This window comes from Elusimicrobiota bacterium, from assembly GCA_016788905.1.
Classification (GTDB): domain Bacteria; phylum Elusimicrobiota; class Elusimicrobia; order FEN-1173; family FEN-1173; genus JADKHR01.
Map to the genome: position 1 here is coordinate 110,885 of JAEURZ010000003.1, position 25,281 is coordinate 136,165.

At 53.7% G+C, this 25,281-nt stretch carries 12 protein-coding genes; all 12 read left to right on the plus strand.

Features of this window, described 5'->3' with window-relative positions; genetic code table 11:
* Positions 1-111 precede the first annotated feature (111 nt).
* The 12 genes from JNK54_02160 to JNK54_02215 all read left to right on the plus strand — a co-directional run bounded on the left by JNK54_02160 (position 112) and on the right by JNK54_02215 (position 25,280).
* A complete protein-coding gene (locus tag JNK54_02160; GenBank protein MBL8023072.1) occupies positions 112-14,331 on the plus strand; it encodes an AAA family ATPase in 14,220 nt (4,739 codons plus the stop codon).
* An 81-nt stretch (positions 14,332-14,412) separates the two neighbouring features.
* Positions 14,413-14,649, plus strand: coding sequence for a cell division protein ZapB (gene zapB / locus JNK54_02165; protein ID MBL8023073.1), 237 nt, complete (start codon positions 14,413-14,415; stop codon positions 14,647-14,649).
* A complete protein-coding gene (gene zapA / locus JNK54_02170) occupies positions 14,646-14,945 on the plus strand; it encodes a cell division protein ZapA (protein ID MBL8023074.1) in 300 nt (99 codons plus the stop codon). Before zapB ends, zapA begins: the two co-directional genes overlap by 4 nt.
* 157 nt (positions 14,946-15,102) lie before the next feature.
* Positions 15,103-16,443, plus strand: coding sequence for a replication-associated recombination protein A (locus JNK54_02175; protein MBL8023075.1), 1,341 nt, complete (start codon positions 15,103-15,105; stop codon positions 16,441-16,443).
* 1 nt (position 16,444) lies between these two features.
* Positions 16,445-17,155: a 5-formyltetrahydrofolate cyclo-ligase gene (locus JNK54_02180; protein ID MBL8023076.1), complete on the plus strand. Its 711-nt coding sequence runs from the start codon at positions 16,445-16,447 to the stop codon at positions 17,153-17,155.
* Positions 17,148-17,519 carry a fluoride efflux transporter CrcB gene (crcB, locus tag JNK54_02185; protein MBL8023077.1) on the plus strand — a complete coding sequence of 124 codons (372 nt, stop codon included), beginning with the start codon at positions 17,148-17,150 and terminating at the stop codon, positions 17,517-17,519. Before JNK54_02180 ends, crcB begins: the two co-directional genes overlap by 8 nt.
* A gap of 179 nt (positions 17,520-17,698) precedes the next feature.
* On the plus strand, positions 17,699-18,475 hold the full coding sequence (locus tag JNK54_02190; GenBank protein ID MBL8023078.1) for a TIGR00282 family metallophosphoesterase: 777 nt from the start codon (positions 17,699-17,701) through the stop codon (positions 18,473-18,475).
* 39 nt (positions 18,476-18,514) lie between these two features.
* Positions 18,515-19,396 carry a polyprenyl synthetase family protein gene (locus JNK54_02195; protein MBL8023079.1) on the plus strand — a complete coding sequence of 294 codons (882 nt, stop codon included), beginning with the start codon at positions 18,515-18,517 and terminating at the stop codon, positions 19,394-19,396.
* Positions 19,397-19,408: 12 nt separating this feature from the next.
* Positions 19,409-21,286 carry a 1-deoxy-D-xylulose-5-phosphate synthase gene (locus tag JNK54_02200; GenBank protein MBL8023080.1) on the plus strand — a complete coding sequence of 626 codons (1,878 nt, stop codon included), beginning with the start codon at positions 19,409-19,411 and terminating at the stop codon, positions 21,284-21,286.
* A 35-nt stretch (positions 21,287-21,321) separates the two neighbouring features.
* Positions 21,322-22,077, plus strand: a complete 756-nt coding sequence (locus tag JNK54_02205) for a TlyA family RNA methyltransferase (protein ID MBL8023081.1) — start codon at positions 21,322-21,324, stop codon at positions 22,075-22,077.
* 3 nt (positions 22,078-22,080) lie between these two features.
* Entirely contained in the window at positions 22,081-24,645 is a 2,565-nt protein-coding gene (locus JNK54_02210; GenBank protein ID MBL8023082.1) for a leucine--tRNA ligase, read from the plus strand.
* The gene (locus JNK54_02215) at positions 24,642-25,280 is read left to right on the plus strand and encodes an LptE family protein (GenBank protein MBL8023083.1); all 639 of its coding nucleotides are present in this window, start codon (positions 24,642-24,644) and stop codon (positions 25,278-25,280) included. The genes JNK54_02210 and JNK54_02215 overlap by 4 nt, the downstream gene beginning before the upstream one ends.
* The last annotated feature ends 1 nt before the right edge of the window (position 25,281 follow it).

The window sequence follows — 25,281 nt, forward strand, 5'->3', positions numbered from 1 at the left end:
CCTCCCACCCGTCCAAAACCGACGGGGGGAGAGGGAACCGCCAAAAAAAGTTACTAAAATGTTACAAGTCCTTAAGGTTGTCTTAAGGAACTATGATTAGAATAGTTTCATATGAAGATGGGTCCTGATTGGAAATTTAGAGAGAAGGCGAGGAAATCGCGGTCACGTCCGTTTGTGTCCGCGGTTTCGTTGGTCACCGCGTTGGGTGTTCTTTTCTCCCAGGCCGTATTTCTTCACCAGCCGGCCATTGCAGCAGAAACTGAGCGGGGACGCGTTTATGCCTCCCTTTGGCAAGAGCGCCGAGCGGCCCGGGAAGCCAAGCCACAACCTCTCCTGGCCTGGGCCGGTCCGCAATCTCCGGCACTGCCTCCATTAGATCACGCCTTGGACCTTGGTCGTCAACCCTTTGCGGGAACCCCTGCGGCACTTCGCCGCCGCAGGGGACTTCCCCTTTGGACAAAAACTTTGCCTCTGGCTTGGGCGGAAGTTCAGGCCGTCCATCAAGGGAATGCGAAGGATCCTTGGATTGTATTGATCGAAGATCTCCACAATCAAGAAGAAAGCCAGCGGAATATTTCCCGTGTTTTGGAGCATATGGGTGAGAAGGCGGGACAAAGGCCTATGTCTGTTGCCATCGAAGGGGGGGCCGGGATCTATGACTTCTCCCCTTTCCGCCACGCAGGCCCGCCGGACGCTGTGCGCCGGGCGGCAGATCATTTCCTTAAAAAAGGATGGATCTCCGGTGCCCAGTTCGCCGGACTTACCTCCGACCATTCCATCAACTTCTTCGGAGCCGAAGACCCGGTCCTTTATAACGCGAATATAGAGGCCTATCAAACCTCCCGACCTCTCCTCACCCAAACCGACCACGATTTAGCGGAGGCTGGCCGCCACTTGGCGCAAAGGAAAGGAACGGAACTTTCTGAGAAAGCCAGAATTTTGGATGAGGCACGGACCCAATTTCATGGGGGTTCACTTCCCATTCAGGACTACCTCTCAAAAGTTTCGGGACTGACCCCCGTTAAACCATCGGGGCAACTGGCGCGATTTTTGAATCTAATGAAACGGGAAGCGGTGTTGGATTTTGCCGCTGTCGAACGGGAACGTGGAGAACTTTTGGAACGGCTGGCGCGTCAATTGGATCGCCGTTCCTTGGAAGATTTGACTTCCTTGACCGTGGCTTACCGGGCGGGTGAAGTGACCTATGGGGTCGTCTACGATCAAATTGAAAAGATGGCGAAAAAGGCGGGGATCAGGTTCGGTTCATCTTTTCAGGGATACCTGGATTACCTGGCCCAGGCTGAGGCCATCGACCGCCGGGCGTTTCTCAATGAATTGACGGCCTACGAGGAAACGGCGGCCCAATCCTTATTGAGGAATGAAACGGAACGTCACCTCTGGCGGGAGTCTTCCCAGTTGGTTTTGGCGGATAAACTGGTCCACCAAAACCTCATGGCCCAGGAATGGCAGGACTATGTAACTTTCTGGGAAACGGAAACGACCACCTCTTTGGGGGGCACCCTCTCCCGCCAGCAGTTAGCCCCCTTTGAAACCTTTTACCGTGTGGCCATGGAACGGAACGAGGCCCTAGCGGAAGGGGTGAAACGGGTGGCTTCTTCCGCACGGCCCGAAGCCCCAGCCGGCGTTTTAGTGGCCGGCGGGTTCCACACGGAGGGCATCACCCAATCCCTCCAGAAAAAAGGATTGAACGTCCTCGTCTTGGCCCCCAAAATCAAAGCCATCAACGGCGAACATTACATGGCCGCCTTTTCCCGGGATCGGTCCCCCTTAGACCGCATCCTGGTGGGAGAAAAACTGTTCTTAGCCGCGCCCCAAACCATTGGCGCAGGGCCCAACACGGTCCCACCTTCCGTGACCGCCGAAGCTCTGGGACGAAACAATTACTTTATGGGTTTGGTGGACGCCCTGGGTCATTGGGTGGAAGGACAGGCGGAAGTTGTCCTGAATGGAACCCAAAAATTACACGTTTTTATGGGCGAACGGGCCAAGGTCCTGTCCAAGAAGCTCAAAGGATACGTCCAAGTCGATGGGGGGGACCAATTTGTTGTCATGGCCCAGCGGGCTACGGCCCTGGCCTTTGCCGTCAGCCTGGCTTTTTCTGTTGTGAACGCCCACTGGAATGGTTGGAATAGACAAAACGATGTCATCCAGTCCGTGGCCAGCCGGGTTGTGAAAACCTCCCTGGCCGTTCGACCAAAAAAAACGGAGCCGACCTCAGCCGACCTTCCAACCTTGTTATCGAATTCGTTTCTCTTTCGGTATGATTTGATGAAAGCGTTGGATTTAGGGCAGAGAGAAGAGGCCTATCGTCTCTATAATGAACTTTCTTCCTTGGCTAATCCCCTTTCAGAGCTCTGCCGCACTCAAACCCAAGAGCAGTTTAACGAAATATGGCGACGGACCTTCCCGAAAATGGCGATAACGGATTCGCCAGAAGAAAAGGAATCACTTCGTCTTATCCGTCTTGAGCTGATCGAAGAGGGACTCTCAGCGTTTCCCGCAGAATTTCAAGCACGCCTTGACGCGCTTATTGAACAAACTGCTGAAGGGTTTTTCCCGGGAGACTCCTCCAAGCAAGAATTCATTCGGGATCGACTCAAAAAGAGTCTCACCCCGGGCCATTTTACAGTTTCTTTTCCCCGGGAAATTCTCGATGAATATTTCCGTGTCGCCGATCTCTATTCGTCCACCAAGGATCCCGCTCAAGGGCAGGTCCTCTCGGCGATCGCACAGGAAATTCGGAAATGTCTGGACCCCTTAAGTGTGGTGTGGTCACTTGGGACGACGATAGCTGTTGGGGAAGGTAAATTAACCCTCAAAACGTTCTTGTCGGAGGACCAAATTGGGCATGTGTTTGTACACGAGGTCGTCCATTTAGGGGGATTTCAAGGCTGGTTAAAAATCCCTTATCGAGCGGAACATTTTCCCCATGCCAATCAAATCCTTTATTTATACCAGGAAAAAGGGGTTGATTATCTAGACAATCCAGCCCTTCTCGCCGAAATGGGCGTGCCCGTTAAAAAATTATTCGACCGGGGTTTTGTTCTGGGCGAGGGGGGGGATTTGGGTTTTCTCATTCTCACGGGCGCTTCGGGTGAAAACTACAACTATTTTTCTAACACCCCCCTCTTAAACGAGGCCGCAGGTGTGATGGCCTTGACGGGGGAAAAGGATCTTTTGTTGACCCCCTACATGGCCCAGCGGGCGACTGGTATCGTCTTGGCGGGGGTCTTGGCTGGACGGGCGTCCAAGGAACCAGACTTCAATCCACGCGCTACCATGCGAGGACTCTATGAGTCCCTCCATGATCGATTGGGCCCACCGACCGAAGATGAAAGTCGTTACCTCAAAGAAACGGTGCAATTTTTGTCGCAAGTGGCGAAGGGGCTGGCTGGCGCGTCGGTCGTTAAGATGGTTCCGAAGTTGGAGGGGGGGGCCTGGACCGCTCACACATCGAAAGATTATATCTGTCAAATTAACTACGTTCCCTCGGACCTCTATCCGCGGGGTCCCGGGTCGATTCAGGAAGAAAAGGAGAAAGTCCGCGCCCGGGGACTTGCCCACACATTGTGGGCCGTGGAAGGCCCACGCCACGAAAAGAATGATCTCCGTGATCAATCGCCTCTCCTGAAGTCCCCTGGGTTTGAGCCAAAATTGACCGCCTTCCATGCCCTCTGGAAAGCTCTTCTGCTCCGGGAAATGGTGGCCGGGTTGACGGAATGGAATGACCGAGGTGTTCAAACCTTTTCCCAAATGGCGGATATGGCCGGTGCTCCCCAATGGATGCATGAACTCTTCCAGCACCGCTACCATTCTGGAAACGAGGACTACGATCGTCTTCTCCTCAGCAGTCTGACCTCCAGCGAACAATTTCTTGATGTCCTTATGTATCTCCGCGTCCATTACCAGGGGGGAGAGGTGAGTCTCAATGACCCACGTCTCATGAACCCCCGGGTTCACGCCGCCTTGACCGAGGCCTTGGGTTCTATGACCCGGGAAGGGGAAAGTGGTTGGGGGAGGGTGCTTTTTGAGGATAACTTTATTTCATCCTCGGACTTCCACCCGGCTATCGCGAAGCGGATTTGGCCGGCTTTTAACAAACTGTTTGAAGAGGATGTTCATCAGAAAATGTTGCAGAAGGCCTACGCCAAGATGCTTCAGGACCGCCAACAGGAACTGAATGAACAGCAACGGGAAGCTTTTCGCAAGGCGATTTTGGAGAACCTGGACAATGAACAACGGAAAGAGCTGGAGGAATTTCTCAAAAATTTAAAACCGGAAGAAAAGCAGCAAATAAGGCAACAGGCCCAAGAAGAGATGAACCAACAGATGGGCCAATTTGCGGACTCGATGCAACAAAAACTCTTGGGCGAGAAATCCAACCAGCCATCAGGGGAAGGCCAGGGGCAATCCCAGGGACAAGGACAATCGCCAGGAGAGGGACAGGGCGGTGAAAGGCCGGCGAGCCCATCGGATGGGCAAGGATCTCCTCGAGGGACAGAAACCCGTGGGCTGAGTTCGTCCTCCTCTACGTCACCAGCCTCCCTTAAAGAATCGATCCAGAAACTCGCCCAAAACCTTGCGACTTTAGAAAAACAGCTTTCAGATTTGGGTCAAAAGGCTCAAGGGCTTGGTGAGGAAGCTCAGGGGGTCGGGAAGTCGGCCGCGTCACCCACGATCACCGATCAGGGGGAATCCCTGAAAGCAGATGGGAAAGCCATTCAAGAGGGTGTTCATGGTCTCCAACAGGAGGGACGCAAATTGGCCCAGGGAGTTGAGGAAGCCCAAGAAAAAGCCGCCCAGGACGCCGCCGGCCTTCCTGTGCCTGGAACCGCGAAACCCGTTGGCGATGCCTTGGCCGACGCGAGGGAACAATCCGACGAACTTTTAGGAAAACTACAGGAAATTCAACAGAAGGCCAACGATCTCGCCCGGCTCACCCATCGACTGTCTGAAACCCTCGGGTCGGATGATGCCACGCTTCCCGGCGACCAAGCCGCGGCCTTACAAAAGGCGGCCCAAAATCTGGAAAAATCCTTAAACGAGGTGGGGCGGAAGGGTCCCGCCCACGAATTGGAAAAAGCCCTACAAAATGCCCAGCAGGCCGTTCAAAATATCGAAAAATTAATCAATTCCAAGCCCTCGGGTACCAAGCCGTCCGCAACGCCTTCTAAAGGGGCGTCCCGTCAACAGCCTTCCGGTAGCCAGGAGGAACCGGGGGGCGATGCTCCGGGAACTCCCCAAGCCTCTGGCGGAGAGCGAACCGGCGATGGGAATTTGAAACCCTTTGAATTGGATGCACCGCCAAACAGTTCGTCCCTATGGGAAAAATCCCCCGAGACCCCCTCCGGTTCTGTTAAACCAAAGACCGGGGCAACCCCGTTCCAAGGGTTTAGGCCAGAAGATTATGTTGATATTAAAACCGTTTTTCCTGGGTTAACCGCGGAGGAATCGGAAGAATACCGGCAATTCCGGGCCCCCCACCAGGCCCTCATCGATGAAGTGGCTTCCATCGTTCCCCAGTTGCTCCATTGGAAAGAAGGAGCGGAAATACGGGGTGAGAAATACCACGGTTTATTAACCGATATCGTTGGGGCACTTACCACGGGCGCAGGCCGTTCCCTTGTTGAACCCTCCAAGCCCCGGGCCCTGAACTTCACCGTTTTGGTGGATCGAAGTGGAAGTATGGATGATAAACAAAAACAAGAAGCCGTTCAGTTTTTGCTCCTTCTCATGGCGGAGGTGGCTTTTGCCCTCCAAAAAAGTGTTCCCCGGGGGCCGGAGTTTCGGGACACTTTCCAATTCACCATTGGTTTTTTTGACACCGAAGAGACGCGGTTGATAACCCACAAAACAAGTGGTCAACTTCGAAGCGAAGGGATCTCCAAAGAGAGCGTCATTTATAAATTGCTTAAGTCCGCCGAGGCCCAGTCGGGAACCGATTTGGCGAACAATCTTAAAAAATATCACGCCGATCTTTCCCAACATAAACTCCGGAGGCGCCAAGGGGATTCTCCCGCCCGTAAAATCCTGATCGTGACCTCCGATATGGAAGTGGGGCAGAACCAGTTCAATTCCATGACTAAAACATTGGAAGGCAACGTCCTTGAAAAGGATTCCAGCCAAAAGGTGTTGACGATCCTGGTCCCCACAGGGGAAAATGAATATTCGAATCAACTGAAACAGTCCGTTGGGAATAGGGCCATTGTCTTGGACGCGAAACCCTACGGAGATCTCTATCGAAACATCCTCACCGTTTTCGCGGCGGGGTTAAACCCGGATGTGGCCGTGAGCCCCGAAGCGATTCAACGGATTGGGTTGGACGCTTTACAACGGCGACTTCTTCCCCGGGCCATGTCGGGATGGCTCCGTTCCGTTTATAACCCGCTCATTCAAAGGGGCTGGCACAAATCAGCGGCGCTGGTGGCTGGCCTATTGGAAAGTGGCCCGGCCGTGGCCTTGGGGAATCTCTTGGGGTTTGGGTGGATTTCCCATTCCATTTATTTCATCCTCATTCACCTGGGGAAACCCCTGACGAAATGGGCCCGCGATGCCAGGGGAGAAAAAATCCTCTCCCCAGAAACAACGCCCCTCACGCTTAACCGATGGCCCTTGATCCTGTTGTATGGATTTTTGGGTGCCGCGTTCCATGTCTGGGGTGTGGACCTTATCCTCCAATGGGTGGGCCCTTTCCTTTGGCCCATCTTGACGTCCTCTGAATTTCTTCCTTTCACCCAAGCCGGGATCGCTGTCCTTCTCCATTCGGTTTACAATCTTCTCACTCCCGGTTATCTGGGCATGGCGGGCGCGAACGGAGATGTCCCCTTTGGGGACTATAAGAATTTTTATATTCGAAAAAAGGGCGGTCTCGATTATTTGGTTTACAAGAACGATACGGAGGAATTGGAATGGCAACGGGCCCCGGATCCGACCCGACCGGGTGTTACCGTTCCCCAGAAACCCATCGAAAGCATTCCTGACAACGAAGAAACATTGAAGGAAATCATCAAGAGAAATTTCATCAATGGCGCCATTTATATGATGAAAAGCGAAGACGGGCGCCGTTGGTTCCGACCGGGATCCGGTTCTGAAATGGAATATTGGGAACAGGACGAAAAGGACGAATGGAGGCAAAAAGAAACCTTCTCTCGGGACAAAACGCCCACGTTGGTCCGCCGGGGGGACGATGGTCGAAATCAATTCAGAAATGGGGACTCTTCGTTGGCCTGGAGCTGGATCTCGGAACAGCCGGAAACCCTGCGCATTCAGGAAAACGGCGGGACAGACCAGCCCGTCACCGGCTGGTCCGGCGAAACCCCCCGGACCCTGGAGCTCAAGAGAATCAGTGACGATGTGATTCTTGCTTTTAGCGCCGACGAGCTGAAACCGTCACTTTTTCGACTGGTTCGACACGCAGACGGTTGGCGGGTGGAAGAAAAATTCCTATTAGACTTTATTGAACGTCGAGAAAACTTTGTCGGCCTTATCGGACCAACGGGCGTGGGGAAAGAAAAATTCTCAATGGCGTTTGGCCACCTCATGAATTTGCCAGTGGATATCATCTCGGGTCATGACAAAATGCAAGCGGACGAATTGCTCTATGAGACCCATATCGGTCGTCCGGAGGCCGGTCGGCAAACGGAGAAGCCCAGCGTCATTTCCCGCGCCCTCTACCATGGCGGCATAGCTGTTTTGGATGAGGAGAAAATGATGCGTTCCCCTCCCAAAGACGCTCTCTTGCCGATCATCGCCAATGGAACGGTCGTTTTAGACCGGAGGACTCAACCTGTTTATCAAAACCCCTGGGGTCGTTTCATGACCACAGCAAACTTTGATCAAGAAAATATTGGAACGGCGACAACGGGAGAAAAAGCCAAGGCGTGGCTCAGTCGCCAGGACCTTCTGGCTATCGCACCTGCCCGCCCTGAGCAAGAGGCGGTATGGCAACAGGCAAAAGCCAAAAACAGGTTCCGCAAATCTTTGCCCGTGGCCCTTCAAAAGACCATCGGGGATCTGGTCAATGTCGCCACCCTGATGCGGTTGAAGGTCTGGGGGTTTCATCCCCAAGCACAGGCCCCTATTATTACCCAGCAGGAGGACGGTGTCTCTATTCATTGGCGCCAGACTTTATTGGGGGAAGGGGGAGCTCGCATGGTTCCTTCTCTCACGGCTTCCGAACGTCTATCCCGTGCCCCCTCTCCTCGCGTGGTAGAACACATGGCCCACCATTTTGCCGCGTTCCCCATGGACTACGCTCACCGCAAGTGGTCGGTGGTCCGTCGCTACTTTAATTTCGATGCGGATGACGCCCCGCCCGGTGAATATGAAACCCAGGTAAAGGTTCAGTTTGAACGGATAGGATTTAAGGATGAGCAACCGGAGGAAGCGCCTCTCCTGGCCCGAACGTCTTTCGAATATGATTCGCGGGGTGATCGGCATTTTCTGAGGCTCGTTCCGCGACTTCCCGCGGGCGATCCGGATCCCCGCTGGGATCCCGTGGAACTGGAAATATATGAGGGATCCTGGCTATTGACTGGGGCCTTTGATCGGGACATGGAACGCTGGATTAAAACGCCAGAAAATAGTCTTCGGATTTATAAGGCTCTTCAGGGGTGGTCCTTGGGTTTACCTCTCTTATTTATCGGGGAGCCCAGTTCCGGAAAATCGCATCTGGCTGGACTGCTTCAGAATCTTGTCGGGGGAGGACGCCACCAGATCTCTGCAAACAAAGAGACAATGCCGCACAATCTGTTTTACGAAAAAGTCATTGGACCCGTTGGAGACCCAGCCTTCGTCACGGTCATGAAACCCCGCCCGATCCTTGAGGCAGGGCTCACGGGCGGTTCTTGTATTATTGATGAAGCCCATTTCCTTTCCCAGACCATGCAGGGCGCGTTCAATAATGCCCTCTCCTCAGGTTTTTATAACCTGGATGGGAAGCTCTATCGAATGCCCTACTTAATCTTTGCCATGAACGAACCGGATGAAGACTACGCCGCCTTGAACGCGGCGTTTGAGGAACGGATGGACTCCCAGCGGTTTTTGCCTCTCCCTCCGGAAAAGGTGAAAGAACAAATCCCAGTAATCGAAATACGGGGGGAAACATTCAATGACCGGTTGATTGCAGAATTGGAACTTAATGAACAAGGTCAACCTGTCCTAAAAGAAGGCAGACCCCATTTCCTCGGTTTGGTGGGTGTCATGGATTATATTCGCCATCATTCTGGGGATTTCCCTCGCCTTTTCTACTTTCGCGAGTTTAGCCGATTGGTCCTTGGACTGGCCCGCAATGAGGCGGGAGACTTGGAATCATTGTTACGTCAGATCTCGGCGGGTCAACAACCAAGAGTTCTCCCCCAACGGAAGCTCTTTGAAATCATTCGTGCGGGATGCCGCTGGCCGGAGGGGAGCCCCGACCAAATGGCCAAATGGGACGAGGCCCTTCAAAAAGCCATGGCCGATGCGGGGTTGTGGAACGATTTGGCCGAATCCGATCCATCCCAGGATGGCCTCCTTCTCTTTCTCAACGGAGAAGGCCTTTTTATCAAAGATTATCCCCTTCTCTATACGCCAGATTTAGGCGATTTGGCCCCCAAACCTATTCTGGAAGGGCTTCTTTTTCTTCAACGGCGAACCCGAGGAACTCGGGTGGATGGAGAAATGGCTCGCCTGTCCGATCATCTTCAGTCCCTTCAATCCCGCTGGGCTTCCCTTCCCTTCCCGGAACGGATGGCGGAGGTCCATGTGTTGAGAGAAATTCACACGACACTCGGTAAGGTTGTTGATTCTCGTCGTGGGCAACATCTCCCAGGGGTCGTAATAGAGATGGAGCGTCTCCAGGCGGGGATCCGCGCTTTCCTTTTTTCCGAATCAGTTGATTGGCCCAGTAATTCCCTGGACCCCACCGTGAAACGGGAGGCATGGCTCCAACGTCATTCCTTGGGCACGCCGGGGAATTTTGTTTTGGATGACCTCCTGGGCAAAACCCAGGTGTTTCCAGGCGACCCAACCAAGGCTTCCCAGTGGATTGAACAGGCCTCCTCAATTCTCATGGAAGCCGCCCAAGCGGGAACACGCATTATTCTAAATGCCGTTAATAAAGGAGATCTTAAGGATCTTCCCGAATTGGCGGAAGTATATCTGGAACCCCTGGAGTCACTGGAAAAATCCCTCCGTGTGGCCCCCGATGCCGTTCCAGACCTCGCGGATACAGTGGCCCAACTTCAACGGGATATTCGGTCCGCCATTGAGGAGCGACGAAATCGGACCAGCCTTATCGACGACTTGGCCGATCGGTTGGCTAAATTAAAAGTTGCTTCTACGCCTCAATCAGTTGAAAACCCTTCAGACCGAATTGATTCGGTTCGAGCGTTGGGTTATGAGATCGCCAGCGCCTTGGGGCGCGCCGTGAATGCGGCGAAAGGTATTGGAAATACCCCAGAGAAACCTGTTCAGGTCTCGGACGTATCTTCGAATCAGGTTCCGGAAGAAAATCATGGGTATAAGAAAGGCGATTGGATTTCTCTTTCATCATTTTCAGATCATAATTCGGGATTTGTGACCGCAGCGGGGCCTGCCTTTGCAGGGGCAAACGGCGAATTTATCCAGGATGTCTACATAGATGGGGATTTTCCAGATTCAAAAACGCCATACCTAATTATATTTACGATAGATAATGGGAAGAAAAGAGAGATATCTTTTTTAATGCCTGGTTTTTTAATTTTGGGTAAGAATAAGGATGCTTACAGTTCAAATGCCTTCAGGGATAAAGCCATTGGGGACAACGGGGACATATTTGCCTTAGTTGAAGCAAAAAATGAATACGGGAAATCGGCCCCATTTCTAGTGGCCTTTTATAAAGAAAATCATAGGTTATTTGTTAACCATTTTATTAACCTGGCGAATTCCGGTAACCCAAAGGATTCAAGATTTTATTCGAATAACTTTTGGGTGGATAAAGAAGGGAATATAGTTGTGTCAATTCAATTTGTTAATAAAAATGGGGTAAAAGAAAACATATTGAGGGTGTTTAAAAAATCGTCTTCCGATGGATTTAAGGTTCTTGTTACTAAGTCTTTAAATCCTTTAGATCTCCTTGGTGCGGGAATTGATCCACATGCCACGGTCATGTCTACTGGGCTAACCTCGGACGGTCGTGTTTCCCAAATAATCGACCGGGATTTGGGTGGGGAATCTGCTCTCTATGAAGTGATCTATGAACAGTTTTCATATGATGACCCAAATCCCTCCGTGAAAGTTGAATCATTCCGTCAACTTGATTCTGATGTTACAGAGAACCCCTTGCCCGCCGGCGTCCCTTCCCCTGAAGGAGGGGAATTGGTGAATGGCGTCTCAGGAATTGTTCAGACCATGGGGAAGGCCTTGTTGAACATTCTCATTCCCCAACATGAAAGGGTTCTAAACGCCGTTCAAGGGATTTCCCCTACAAACGGTGGGGATATGATTGAAGAATCGTTGTCAATCAATGACCGCGGGGGAATGGGCGCTGTCAATACGCCGGCGGCTCAGGCCCCTCCCGTTACGAATTCAGTGGATTCCGTTATTTCTATTTTGGAAAAAGGTCTTCAACCCCTTATCGATTTGCAGGCGATTCGTCAGGCCCTTTCCCCAACGTCTCCCTCCGATCACGACTCATCTGGCCTGCTTCAGACTTTACTGGACGCTGTTTCCGCGCAAGTCCAAAAACCAGCGGTTGCTCCCGAAAAAAGCACCAAACCGGGGACTGTCACGCGGGAGTCCCTCTGGGAAGAGGTAAGACAATTCATTGAAGCGAAGAAAGAGGCGGCGAAAGAGCTAGGCATGAGAACTTTGGAATTCCATCGTGGATCCGAAACGCCCAATGAATACTATATGGAAATTATTAATGAAAATTTTTCTCCATCCGCCAGCGTTCCTGTCAAATCCTATACCGTTGGAACTTTTTCTCCGCACAGGCCACTTAATGATTTGGATGGCTTTCTCGCTTGGGCTGAACCTAAGAATCTTCAGACGGGGAGTGTAGCGGAGACTGAATTATATACAAATAAAGAATCTCTCCGGGCAGAGTTGGCGGTTATGATGGAGCATGTTCAAGAGGAAATGTTGAGAATTCTTATCCGAAAGGGGAAAGTTGAACTTGACGGAGAGCATGGCGATTTTGTCTGGGGGGACGTGGGACAGATTTCTATTTCAAGGACCGATATGAGGAATCTTGCGGCTTGTGTTCTCCATCAGAAAGACGGCTCAACCCGGCATGTTGTTTTTGATTTGAAAACCATGGAGGCTGATTCGGTGAAAGGGGTTGTCTTTCCTGAGGTGTCACTTGATGGGAATGACTATACGAATCTTGGTCCTGTTGTAATTCAAGACGATGAAGATTTAGGCCCAGTGCTCATTTCTGTTATGACCGTCAAAACAGATGACTGGGATCTAAATCCCAATATTATTGAAATGAATACACATTTAGATTTAAGAAAAGGAGATTATCAAGAACGTCTATTTAGTGATATTAGTATGCAGATAGATGGAAGAGTTCCGTTGAAATATTACCCATTTCTGGGATCGAGAATCTTACTTTTCAAGAATGGAAATGGCCGAAAAGAGGTGTCAGTATATAATTCTAAACTAAATCGGTGCGATACTTATGACATTGCGACTGTGCATAGATTGGAAGGCACAATCCCTTCTGATGTTTATAGTCAACTCCTTGAGGAATTATCTCAAAATGGGGAGGAGATCGAAGGGCGCTCGGGGGTGGGGGGAACGGTCTTGGCTCAAATCAATGAGTTCGTGGAACGAATTTTGGCTGCGGTGAATAACGTGGATTCGCCTGCCGATAAAGGTAAATCCACCGAGGCTCTCCCCAATCAAGGGAACGCGGGCCTCTCTCCTGCGGCGCAAACCATGGCGACTCGGGTTGGGTGGAACGCTTTGGTGCGTGGGGTGGAATCCCTGTTTGGGGCCTTGCCAGGGTGGTTCCCGTTGGTATTAAACGAAGCGGATTATACGGCTTTGCGGGAAATGGGGAAATACTGGGGTGTGCCTTTGCTCCTTTCCGCGGTGGTGGGGTTATTCTCTTTGCCGATGCCCGTGGCTGGGTTGCTTGTGGTTTTGGGACTGCTTAACGCGGGGAGTTTTCACCGGGACCATGCCCAGGGGGGGCAAGACTTAGGCTGGTTCCCCTTTACGTGGAAGATGGGGTATGCCTTGGCGGTCTTTTCTTTCGCGGTGGGAGACGCTTATCTTTTTGGGTTGGGAATGGTCCTTTTCACCCTGATTCGACATGTGTTGTATGACGCTCCCCGTTTTGCGGATCGGGATCGACTATTGAAAGATTCCCTGGAGGATCTCGAGGACCTTCCGGGCGTCACACTCACCATGCCCGCTGTTCAGGACGAATTATTCGCTGTTCGCCAAAAATTTACTCCACAGGTTGTGACTTTTAGTGCGAAGGACTCCCGCTTCGGATCGTCGGTCTTGAACGTGTTATTGGGGCGGGACTCCGCCGCTTCTCTCCCTTCGGGGGAGAAGGCGGGGTTGGAATTGATTGGGCACAGGATGAGTGGGGTTGGGGAGCGAGGCAGGCGGGGTATTTACGAACAGTATGAGGGGGCGTTGGCGGTGCAGTCGGCCGATTGGGCTGTTGCGGAAACTTCTCCAGACTCTGCGGGTGTCTGGGGCCGGGCCCTCGCGCCGGTTATGGCCTTGAGAAATGCTCTGGGGTTGAAGGGCGTTCCCACGGAAGCTGTTTTAGGACTTCTCTTCCGGGAATTGGTTTTGACTGCGAAACAAAATCCAAGTCAGTTCCCCGCTAACAAAAACCAGGACACAACGCACCCCATCGTGGGGGATATCTCCCTTCTATTGGATTCGTCAGCGAACCCACTTCTCAAAACCAAAATGATTGATCGATTGCGACTTTTGGGACAGCAAAAAGAACAGGTTGTCTTTATTACCGCCAATCAAGGATCGTTAAGTGACATCGAACGGGTTTGGGAAGAAAATGAATTGCCTGTGACGCCTAAAGTCATTTTCATCGATCCGCGGGCCATCGCTACGGGTGGCCTTATTGATGGGGTTGTCCTGACCCATACGATTTTTAGACAATCCCGTGATCTGTTTTCAATTGAGGAAAGCCCCGAAGATATTCAATTGAACTTCGTTACGGACAATATTGACCGGTTTGTGGGTCTTTCGCCCCGTCAGATCGCGGAGCTCATCTTGGTCACCTTAAATGGATTGATCGAGATCTCCCGCGGGGATATAAAGAACATTTTGACTGTCGCCCGGGCCGTGGTTACTTCGGCATAATTCCCCGGATAAAACCTTCCTCCTTTTCCGTCGATGGGTTGGCTTGTCGGCGGGGATGTTTTCTGCTAGTCTTACACTGAAATGCCTTCACCTCTCCTTAATAAATTGGCGGACAAGGTCCGTCTGGCCACCGCGGAAATTCACAATCTTCGTAAAGAACGGGAACGTTTATTAGCGGAGGTGGCCCTCATGGAAGAAGAAAGTCGGCGGGCCCGCCGATTGTTGCGGGAGCACAGTGAATTGGTGGCGGAACGGGATAAGACCCGGGGGCGGTTGGAGAAAATTTTGGCGAAGTTGGATGGCTTGAAGGTGACATGAACCCCCTGGTTAAAGACAAACTACGTGTGGATATTTTTGGCAAGCTCTATGAGCTGGATCCGGGGAACCTGACGCCCCTGGAGGCCAACCAGTTGGCCACCTACGTGGACGCGAAGATGAAGGAGATTTCGGAGAAGTTGGGGTTGGTGGACACGCAGAAAATTGCGGTTTTGGCGGCGCTCAATATTGCGTTTGAATTGGGGTCGAAGAATAAGAATTCGGCGGGGGAAATGCCGCCTCAAGATGAAGCGAAAATCAAGGGGCTTCTTGAATCGTTAGAGAAGGCGCTGGGGTGAGTTTGACGGGGAGCTCCTACTGCTTAACCCCCACCCTCTCCCGGGCCTCGGTGAGAAGCGTTCCCGAGGCCCACCCTCTCCCGCGGGCGGGAGAGGGTGAAAAACTTTGGTTAAACCATTTGAATTCCTTTCTTTCTGGGAGTTTTTGGGGCATGAAATGACGGGAGCGGATCTCTTTGGGACTGAACTTCAGCGCGGGGAAATTGATGTTCCCCTGGCCGCGCGGATGGCGCCGCGGGATTGGGGGGAGTTTGTGGGGCAGGGGGATCTGGTGGCCGAAGGGAGCTTGCTTCGGCGGGCGGTGGACGCGGATCGGTTGCGGTCCGCTATTTTCTTTGGACCTCCCGGTTGCGGCAAGACGGCTTTGGCGCGGTTGGTGGCGGCGAAAACCCATGCTCATGTGGAACAAACCAATGCGGTGACCATCGGTATTCCCGATATTCGAAAAATCTTGGCGGCCGCGGGGGAACGCAAGCGGGCGCGCGGCTTACGCACTCTCCTGATTTTAGACGAAATTCACCATTTCAACCGGACCCAACAGGACGCCCTCCTTCCCGATGTGGAACGGGGGTTGATTACCCTGATTGGGCTGACCACAGAAAACCCCTTCTTTTATGTCAACGCGGCGCTCATTTCCCGTTCCACCGTCTACGAGTTTAAACCCTTGGGGCCCACGGATTTGTTGGGGTTGGTGCGTCGAGCGTTGACGGATCTCGACCTCGGATTTGGAAAAAAGAATGTGCGGTTGGATCCGGACGCAGAAACCCATATCCTCCGGATGTCCGACGGGGACGCCCGGCGGGTTTTGAACGCGCTGGAATTGGCGGTGCTGACCACGGAAGAAAAAGAGGGGGTCATCCACATTCCGTTGTCTGTGGCGGAGGCGTCCACCCAACGGCGGGCGCTTCGCTACGATAAGGCGGGGGACGAACACTACGACACCATTTCCGCCTTCATAAAATCTTTGCGGGGGTCGGACCCGGATGCGGCTCTTTATTGGATGGCGAAGATGTTGGCGGCGGGGGAAGACCCTCGGTTCGTGGCGCGGCGGCTTTTGATTTGTGCGTCCGAAGATGTGGGAAACGCGGACCCCCGGGCCATTATGATCGCTAACGCGGTTTTCGAGACCGTGGAAAAAGTGGGGATGCCGGAAGCCCGCATCCCCTTAGCCCAGGCGGCAGTTTATATCGCCGTGGCTCCTAAATCCAATTCCTCTTATGTGGGGATCAACCGGGCCCTGGCGGAAGTGGATCGGGGGCGACGCCGCGAAGTGCCGAACCATTTGAAAGATTCCAGTCGTGACCAGGAAACTTTGGGGCATGGAAAGGGCTACAAATATCCCCATGATTTTCCGGGGCATTTCACCCCGCAAGAGTATATGCCCCAATGGACCCGTTTTTGGGAACCCGGGGATCAAGGGGATGAAAAGCGGTTGAAAGACCGTTACGAGCTACTTTGGCCCCAGCGTCGCGTCGTTCCATCGGATAAAAAATCCTGACATGAAAAAATCAGCCCCCGATCCGATGGCACGGAACAAGCATTTTCTTCGGTTGCATTTCCGCGAAGAGGTCCGTTCGTTGTCGCTGGCAGAACGGCGGTTGGCGGGGCGGGCTGTGGCCCGGCGGGTGGCGGCGCTTCCTGAATTTCGACGAGCAAAGAAGGTCGGGCTTTTTCTCTCTCTGCCTTATGAGATCGATACGGCTCCGCTTATTGCGTTGGCCCATGCTGCAGGGAAAACGGTGGCTGTCCCGGTGGTGTTTCCTGGACGGGGGGGAATGCGGTTTGCTGTTTTGGCTGATGGAAGACCGTCTCTTAAACAAAAAGTTTCTTTTAATCGTTCTGAAGTCAATCGCGGAGGGAAAAAAATCCCCTCTCCCTACCCCTCTCCCGCTAGCGGGAGAGGGAAACCCCTTCAGTTTGCTCAAGAGTTGCAACAAAATGTTTATGGGATTTTGGAGCCGGTTTCTCCCCAATGGGTGGAGGGTTTGGACCTCCTGGTGGTTCCTGGGGCGGCGTTTACTTCCCGGGGGGACCGGCTGGGGGCGGGCGCTGGGTACTACGACCGGTTTCTGGTCCGGCGACCTTCGCTCCGAACCATCGGTGTTTGTTTTGATGAACAAATGGCGGTGCGCTTGCCCCGGGCTGCCCATGACCGGAAAGTGGATCAGGTGGTATCCCCATCGCGCTTGTTTCGGGTGCGCGGTGTTTAAGCTCTATTTGTGTGTGGCGTTAGGAAGTGCGCTGGGCGGGGTCGCGCGGGTGGGCCTTTCCGATATCCTCGTTCGACGTTGGGGGACGGCGTTTCATTGGGGGACCTTGGCGGCCAATTTGGCCGGCTGTTTTTTGATCGGCATCTTTTTCAGTTGGGCTGAAATTCGTTTCCGTTTGAGCCCTGGGGCACGGTTGTTTCTTATGGCGGGGTTTTGTGGAGGATTTACCACATTTTCGACGTTTGCCTTGGACACGGCCCAATTGGTTAAGGCGGGGTTTACTTCCGGTGCCCTGCTTTACGCGGTGGGGAGTGCGGTGTTGGGATTGGCCCTTTTTTGGGTCGGATCTGTGGTGGGGCGGTAACCCGTTTTCTCCGAAACCGGGTCTCTTTTGATATAATCTTGGAATTCTTCAGGTCTCCGATCGGTTCACCATTGGAAACCCCACCCTCTCCCTGACCCTCTCCCGCGAGCGGGAGAGGGAGAAACGTCTGGACCTGAGCAGTTACATAATCCTTCTATTTTTTGACGGGAGACCCGGCCGTGCGTATTCTTTTTGTGGGTGATATTTATGGGCGGCCGGGGCGTGAGGCTGTTCGTCATTTTGTCCCGTTGATTCGACGGGAATCGGCCATCGATTTTGCTGTGGGGAATGTGGAGAATGCGGCGGGGGGCCGGGGGTTGACCGAATCGGTGGCGAAGGAACTCTTTGCCGCGGGGCTCGATGTGTTTACCCTGGGCAACCACACTTGGGATCGGAAAGAGACCTTGCCGCTCTTGAAAGATCCACGGATCCTTCGGCCGGCGAATTACCCGCCTTCCTTGGCGGGACGAGGGTTGGGCGTTTATCCGGTTCAGGGGAAAAACGTGGCGGTACTTCAAGTGATGGGGCGGCACCACATGGACAGCATCGATTGTCCGTTTCGCACGGCGGATGGGCTGCTCAACGGTTTATCGGCGGATGTGACACTTGTGGATATGCACGCCGACGCTTCCAGTGAGAAACAAGCTATGGGATGGTATTTGGACGGTCGTGTGTCGGCGGTTTTGGGTACCCACACCCATGTGCAAACGGCAGACGAACGTCTTTTGCCGGGGGGAACTGCTTTTATTGGCGACGTGGGCATGGCGGGACCCCGGGACGGGGTGATTGGGGGCGATCGGGCCTCAGCTCTGGAACGGTTTTTAACCGGGGTGCGCGTGCGGCTCTCGGTGGCGGAAGGTCACGCGCAATTTTGCGCGGTGATTGTTGATGTGGATGAAGGAACGGGTAAGGCCCGGTCCATTGAGCGGATCAATAAAACATTCGAAAGGAACTAATGGGTGACCCAGGCCACACAGGCAAAATTGTTGTCGTTCATGAAACGCCAGGGAACGGTGGTGGACAAGGCGTTAAACCGGTTCTTGGTTCGGGAGGCTCGTCCCCCGGAAGTGGTTCACAAGGCCATGCGTTACTCGGTTTTTGCGGGAGGAAAACGGCTTCGTCCGATTCTGTGTTTAGCGGCGGCGGAAATTTGCGGAGGCGATTCTAAGAACGCGCTTCCCACGGCGTGTGCGTTGGAAGTGTTGCACACCTATTCTTTGGTCCATGACGATTTGCCGGCCATGGACGACGATGATTTGCGGCGGGGACGGCCAACGAACCACAAAGTGTTTGGGGAAGGGTTGGCCATTTTGGCCGGGGATGGGTTGTTGACCTTCGCCTTTGAGCTTATTTCCCGGAACGCGGAGATCAAAGGGATTCGACCCGAATGGGTGGTGGAATCGGTTCGAGTTGTGGCGCGGGCGGCGGGATCTCTCGGCATGGTGGGGGGCCAGGCGGTGGATTTGGTGAGTGAAGGAAACGCGGCCCTGAACGGGAATCGGGCCCAGGTCCTTGATTACATTCACCGGCACAAAACGGGGGCGCTCATTCAAGCCAGTTTGGACGCGGGAGCCGTGTTGGCCGGTGCCACCACGGCCCAACGCCGGGCCTTGTCCCGGTACGGGGAGAATATTGGGTTGGCGTTTCAAATCGCTGACGATGTTTTGGATATCGTGGGAGACAAGAAATTGTTGGGAAAGCGCGGTTCCGATAAGGACAACGAAAAATTGACCTTCCCTCAAGTGTACGGACTTGAGGAATCACGACGGCGTGCCTATCGCGCGGTGACGGACGCTAAAAAAGCTCTTCGGATTTTCGGGGCTCGCGCGGTTATTCTTTCTGCCTTGGCCGACTACATGATCGAACGAGATCACTAAAAAGGATCGACAATGAATATCTTAGATGAAGTGAACAGCCCAGAAGATCTGAAGAAAGTCCGAGAGGATCTTTTGCCTGTCTTGGCAAAAAATATCCGGGAAAAAATTCTGGAAGTGACATCGAAAGTCGGTGGCCATTTGGGCGCGGGGCTGGGAACTGTGGAGTTGGCCATCGCCCTCCACCGGGTTTACGATTCCCCCACGGACAAAATTATTTGGGACACGGGGCACCAGGCTTATCCCCACAAACTATTGACGGGACGCCGGGATCGGTTTCATACGTTGCGTCAGTTTGGGGGCATCTCGGGGTTTTTGACGCGGACCGAATCTGAACACGACGTGTTTGGGGCGGGTCACGCCTCGACGGCCATTTCCGCGGCGGTCGGGTTTGCCGCGGCGCGGGACGTTTTGAAGCAAGATCATCACGTGGTCGCCTGCGTGAACGACGGGTCCTTGACCGGAGGCATGTCCTTTGAAGCGCTTCAGAACGCGGGGCACATCGGGACGGACTTGTTGGTCGTTTTGAACGACAACCAAATGTTTATTTCGCACCGGGTGGGGGCCTTTGGCGCGTTTTTGGCGAAACTTACGACGGCGGGGGCTTTCCGTCGCATGGAAAAGCGGGTGGAGCGATTTCTCACCCGAATAAGTTTTTACGGTCCTTATTTGTTGCGGGTGGCCCGGCGGGTTAAAGTACTCTTGTTTCCCGGCGTTCTTTTTGAGGAAATGGGGTTTGGCTACATCGGCCCCATCGACGGACACGATTTGCCCCAAATGATCGAAATCTTAAAAGCCGCTAAAAAGTTGAAGGGGCCACACGTCCTTCACATTGTGACCAAGAAAGGGCGAGGTTACGAACCGGCCGAGGCGGACCCCATTAAATATCATGGGGTGACCCGGTTTAATCCTGAGACGGGCGAGATGGTCAAGGGAGCGGGCGGCCCTCCCTCTTACACCCAAGTTTTCGGACGAACCTTGGTGCAGTTGGCCCAAGAAGATCCCAAAATTGTTGCCATCACCGCCGCCATGCCGGAGGGGACAGGCCTTGATCTTTTTCGCAAGGAAATTCCGAAACGATTCTACGATGTGGGGTTGGGGGAACAACACGCCGCCACCTTTGCCGCGGGGTTGGCGTGTGGCGGTTTGAAACCGGTGGTGGCTATTTATTCCTCGTTCATGCAACGGGGGTTTGACCAGATGATTCATGATGTTTGTATTCAGAAACTTCCGGTGGTCTTTTGTTTGGACCGCGGGGGGTTGGTGGGGGATGATGGGCCCACGCACCATGGGACGTTTGACCTTTCTTTCACGCGGATGATGCCGCACCTCACTGTTATGGCGCCGAAAGATGAGAACGAGCTTCAACACATGTTGAAGACAGCGCTCAATCTGCCGGGCCCTTCGGTGATCCGGTATCCACGGGGCGCGGGGTTAGGTGTTCCTATGGACAGTCAATTCAAGTTGCTTCCCATCGGAAAAGGGGAGATTCTTCGGGGGGGAACCGACGCAACGTTGTTGGCCATTGGGCACCCGGTTCAGACGTGTTTGGAGGCTTCCAATATTTTGGCTGAGAAGGGTGTGCGGGTGGGCGTGGTGAACGCGCGATTTGTTAAGCCCCTGGACCGGGATTTCCTTTTGGACGTTGCGCGAAAGGCGCCGCTTTTGGTTACCGTTGAAGAAAATACGGGGGTGGGTGGTTTTAACGGCGCGGTGCGTGAAACCTTGGAAGGGGCTTCCGTGGAGGTTCGGAGCATAGCGCTTCCGGACAGTTTTGTTGAGCATGGAACACAGGATAAACTGCGGGATAAGGTGGGCCTTTCCGCCGCGAAAATAGCGGACCGGGTGTTGGAGCTCCATCAGGAACGGTTAACGGCAGGATTGAAATCCTAAGTCGCCCGTTTATCAATGCCCCGCATAGGAATTGAATGAAGGTTCGATTGGATGCGTTGGTGGTGAAGCGGGGGTTGGCGAAAGATTTAAAAGAGGCCCAGGCGATCCTTCTCAGTGGGCGGATTCGGGCGCCGGGATTGGGAATGGTGAAGGCGGGGGAATTGGTTTCGCCGGATCAGGTCTTGGAACGGGTTGAGAGTTTGCCATTTGTCTCCCGGGGTGGCCTGAAATTGCAGGCGGCTTTGAGCGAATTTGGGATCGATGTGGCGGGACGGGCCTGTGTGGACGTGGGCGCCTCCACGGGGGGATTTACCGATTGTCTTCTTCAGGCGGGAGCCGCCCGGGTTTTGGCGGTGGACGTGGGGCATGGTCAGTTGGATTGGAAATTGAGGAACGACCCCCGTGTGGTGAACCGGGAAAAAACGCACATCTTGAAAGTGACGCGGGAAGAGGTTTCCGCGTTCTTGTCGAGCGACGGTAGTGGCCCCGATCGTCCGGGGTTTGTCTCGGTGGACGTTTCCTTTATTTCCTTGGAAAAAGTATTTCCCCATCTTTCGGAGATTTTACCAAAGGGGACGGAATTAGTGATTTTAGTGAAACCACAATTTGAGGTGGGACCCAAAGAGGCGCCGAAAGGTGTGGTGCGGGACCCCTCTGTTCACCAGAGGGTTTTGGAACATATTGAACAGTTCGCTGTTACGGGTGGATTTGTGTCCTTAGGAAAACGCGTGTCCCCCATCACCGGGCCGGAGGGTAACCAAGAATTTCTTCTTTGGTTGAGGAGAGCCTGATTTATGTCCGAACACTACGACGCTAAAATAATTGAACCCAAGTGGCAGGAGCGGTGGGAGAAAGCCGGTGTGTTTCGCGCGGGGGCAGATCCGGGCCAGAAAAAATTTTACATCCTGGACATGTTTCCTTATCCGTCGGGGGCGGGGCTCCATGTGGGGCACCCGGAAGGCTACACGGCCACGGATATCCTTTCCCGGTTCAAGCGGATGCAGGGGTATAACGTTCTTCATCCCATGGGGTGGGACGCTTTTGGGTTGCCCGCTGAAAACCACGCCATCGCCACGGGCCAACATCCCCGGGAGGTGACGAAAAAAAACGTCGCTAATTTTAAACGTCAAATTAAATCGTTGGGGTTCTCCTACGATTGGGATCGGGAGGTGGACACCACCGATCCCGCCTATTACAAATGGACCCAATGGATTTTTCTTCAGCTGTACAAGAAAGGCTTGGCCTATGAAGGGGTGAGCCCCATTAACTTTTGCCCCAGTTGTCGAACGGGGTTGGCTAACGAAGAAGTTCATCAGGGCGGTTGTGAACGATGCGGCACCGCCGTGGAACGGCGGGACATGCGCCAATGGCTTTTGAAAATCACCGCGTACGCGGATCGACTTTTGGCCGATTTGGATGGACTGGACTGGCCCGGATCCACTTTGGCTATGCAACGGAATTGGATCGGGCGGTCGGAAGGGGCGGAAGTCCTTTTTGCGGGGGATTCGCCAGAATCCGCGGCGGGGAAAACCTTGAAAATATTCACCACCCGGCCGGACACTCTTTTTGGTGCCACGTATATGGTCTTATCCCCGGAACACCCCCTTGTGAACGCTTTTACAACGGAGGCCCAGCGGGTGGCGGTGGCCGCCTATCAAGAACAGGCCCGGGCGAAGTCTGATTTGGAACGAACCGATTTGGCTAAGGATAAGACCGGGGTCTTCACAGGAGGGTTCGCTGTGAACCCGGTCAACGGAGAAAAGATCCCTGTTTGGGTGGCGGATTATGTTCTGATCAGTTACGGTACAGGCGCTATCATGGCCGTGCCCGCCCACGATTCCCGAGATTTTCAATTCGCCCGAAAGTTTAGTCTTCCCATCCGCCGTGTGGTGGCGCCGGTTGCGAAGGGGCCCCTCTCGGAACCTTTCCATCCTGAAGAGAACCTAGAAAGTGCTTTTGAAGAGGAAGGCGTGGCGGTGAACAGTGGTCCTTTTGATGAATTGCCCACCGCGGAGTTTAAACGCTTAATCACTAAATGGTTGGAAGAAAAGAAAGCGGGAAAAGGGGCGGTGAACTATCGATTGAGGGACTGGGTGTTCTCTCGCCAACGGTATTGGGGAGAACCGATTCCCATTGTCCATTGTGCTCCATGCGGGGGGCCGGTGCCTGTTCCTGAAGATCAACTGCCGGTTCTTCTCCCGGATGTGGCTAAATACGAACCTACGGGGACGGGAGAATCTCCCTTGGCGGCTGTCGAGGAATGGGTTCGAACGACGTGTCCCCGTTGCGGGGGGCCGGCTCGTCGCGAGACCAACACCATGCCCCAATGGGCGGGGTCTTGTTGGTATTATCTTCGCTACATCGATCCGGTGAACACTACGGCGGCCTGGAGTCCGGAAACCGAGAAAGCCTGGATGGGCCCCAACGGTGTGGACCTTTACGTGGGGGGGGCGGAACACGCGGTTCTTCATCTCCTCTACGCTCGGTTTTGGCACAAGGTCCTTTTTGATTTGGGGTTGGTGTCATCCAAAGAGCCCTTCCACAAACTGCGTCACCAGGGCATGATTCTCTCTTACAGTTACCAGGACAGTTTGGGGGCGTATCATCCCTACGATGAGATCGATTTTTCCAAGGTCCCACCTACCCTGAAGGCTACGGGAGAGGTGTTGCGGGAACTTAAAGAGAAGATGTCCAAATCCAAGAAAAACGTGATTAGCCCGGACGATGTTATCGATCGGCACGGGGCTGACGCCATGCGGTTGTACGAAATGTTTATGGGGGATTTCGAAGCGGAAAAGCCCTGGGACATGCGGACGGTGGAAGGAGTGACCCGGTTTCTGTTTAAGGTTTGGCGGCTGTTGGATGCCCCTCGGGTTCCCGGAGACAAAACCGAAAGGGCTCGTCACCGGGCTATTCACGCGGTGACCGACCGGATCGAAAATTTTAAATTCAATACGGCCATTGCGTCCCTGATGGAATACGCGAACGGGTTGACGGGCGGGGTGGCGGATGAGGATTTGGAAACCCTTTCGCTGCTTCTCTCCCCTTTGGCGCCCCATTTGGCGGAAGAGTTGTGGGAGCAACGTGGGGGGAAGGGGTTGGTGTGCGTGCACACTTGGCCGCGGGCCAACCCCGCTTTGTTGGTGGAGGATTTCGTGGAATATCCCGTGCAGGTGAACGGACGATTGAAAGATCGGCTATCGGTTCCGGTGGGCACTCCCGCCGCGGGGGTTTTGGCTGCGGCGAAATTATTGCCCAAGGTGGTTGAGTCACTAGAAGGTCAAAACCTATTAAAGGAAATCCATGTGCCGGGGCGCATGGTCAATTTTGTTATTGGGTTGAAGGGGGGAAAACCATGATGAGAGGTCGAAAAAGCGGGGTGATCTTGGCGTGCCTGGCCGGGCTGATGGGGTGTGCGGGGTTGGATGAATTCAGGCAGCCGGCGAATGTCATTCTGCCTCCTTCCATTCAAAAAATCGGTCTCCGGACCTTTAAGAATCAAACACAATATTTCGGGTTGGAGGATCGCTTCCGTTATTTTTTGGAACAGGAATTGATTCGGGATGGACGATTGCCCTTCGAAGGGACTGTTGATAAAGCCGACGGGGTGTTGGAAGGCGAGATCGTCAATTACATCCGGCAGGTCGTGACGTACGACTCCAACAATCAGGCTGTGGAATACAGATTGTGGGTGATCATTGACGTCCGGTTCTTCGACCGTCGGGAAAACAAGGTTTTATGGGAAGAGCCCCGATTGGAGCAATCCTATCGGTACTTCGTTGAAACCCAACTGGGGGGAATGACCGAGGAAGAAGCTCGGGAACGGGTGTGGGATTTCTTTTCCCGGGACATCGTGAAACGGACCATTGAAGGGTTTGGTTCGGTGACGGGAGCCAGTGCCCGGAAGGTCCCTGAAAAAACGCTCCCGCCCGCGGACGCCGGGCCCCCCCTGCCGCCCATCGACCCGCGGGTGGCGCCGCCGTCCCCCTACTGAC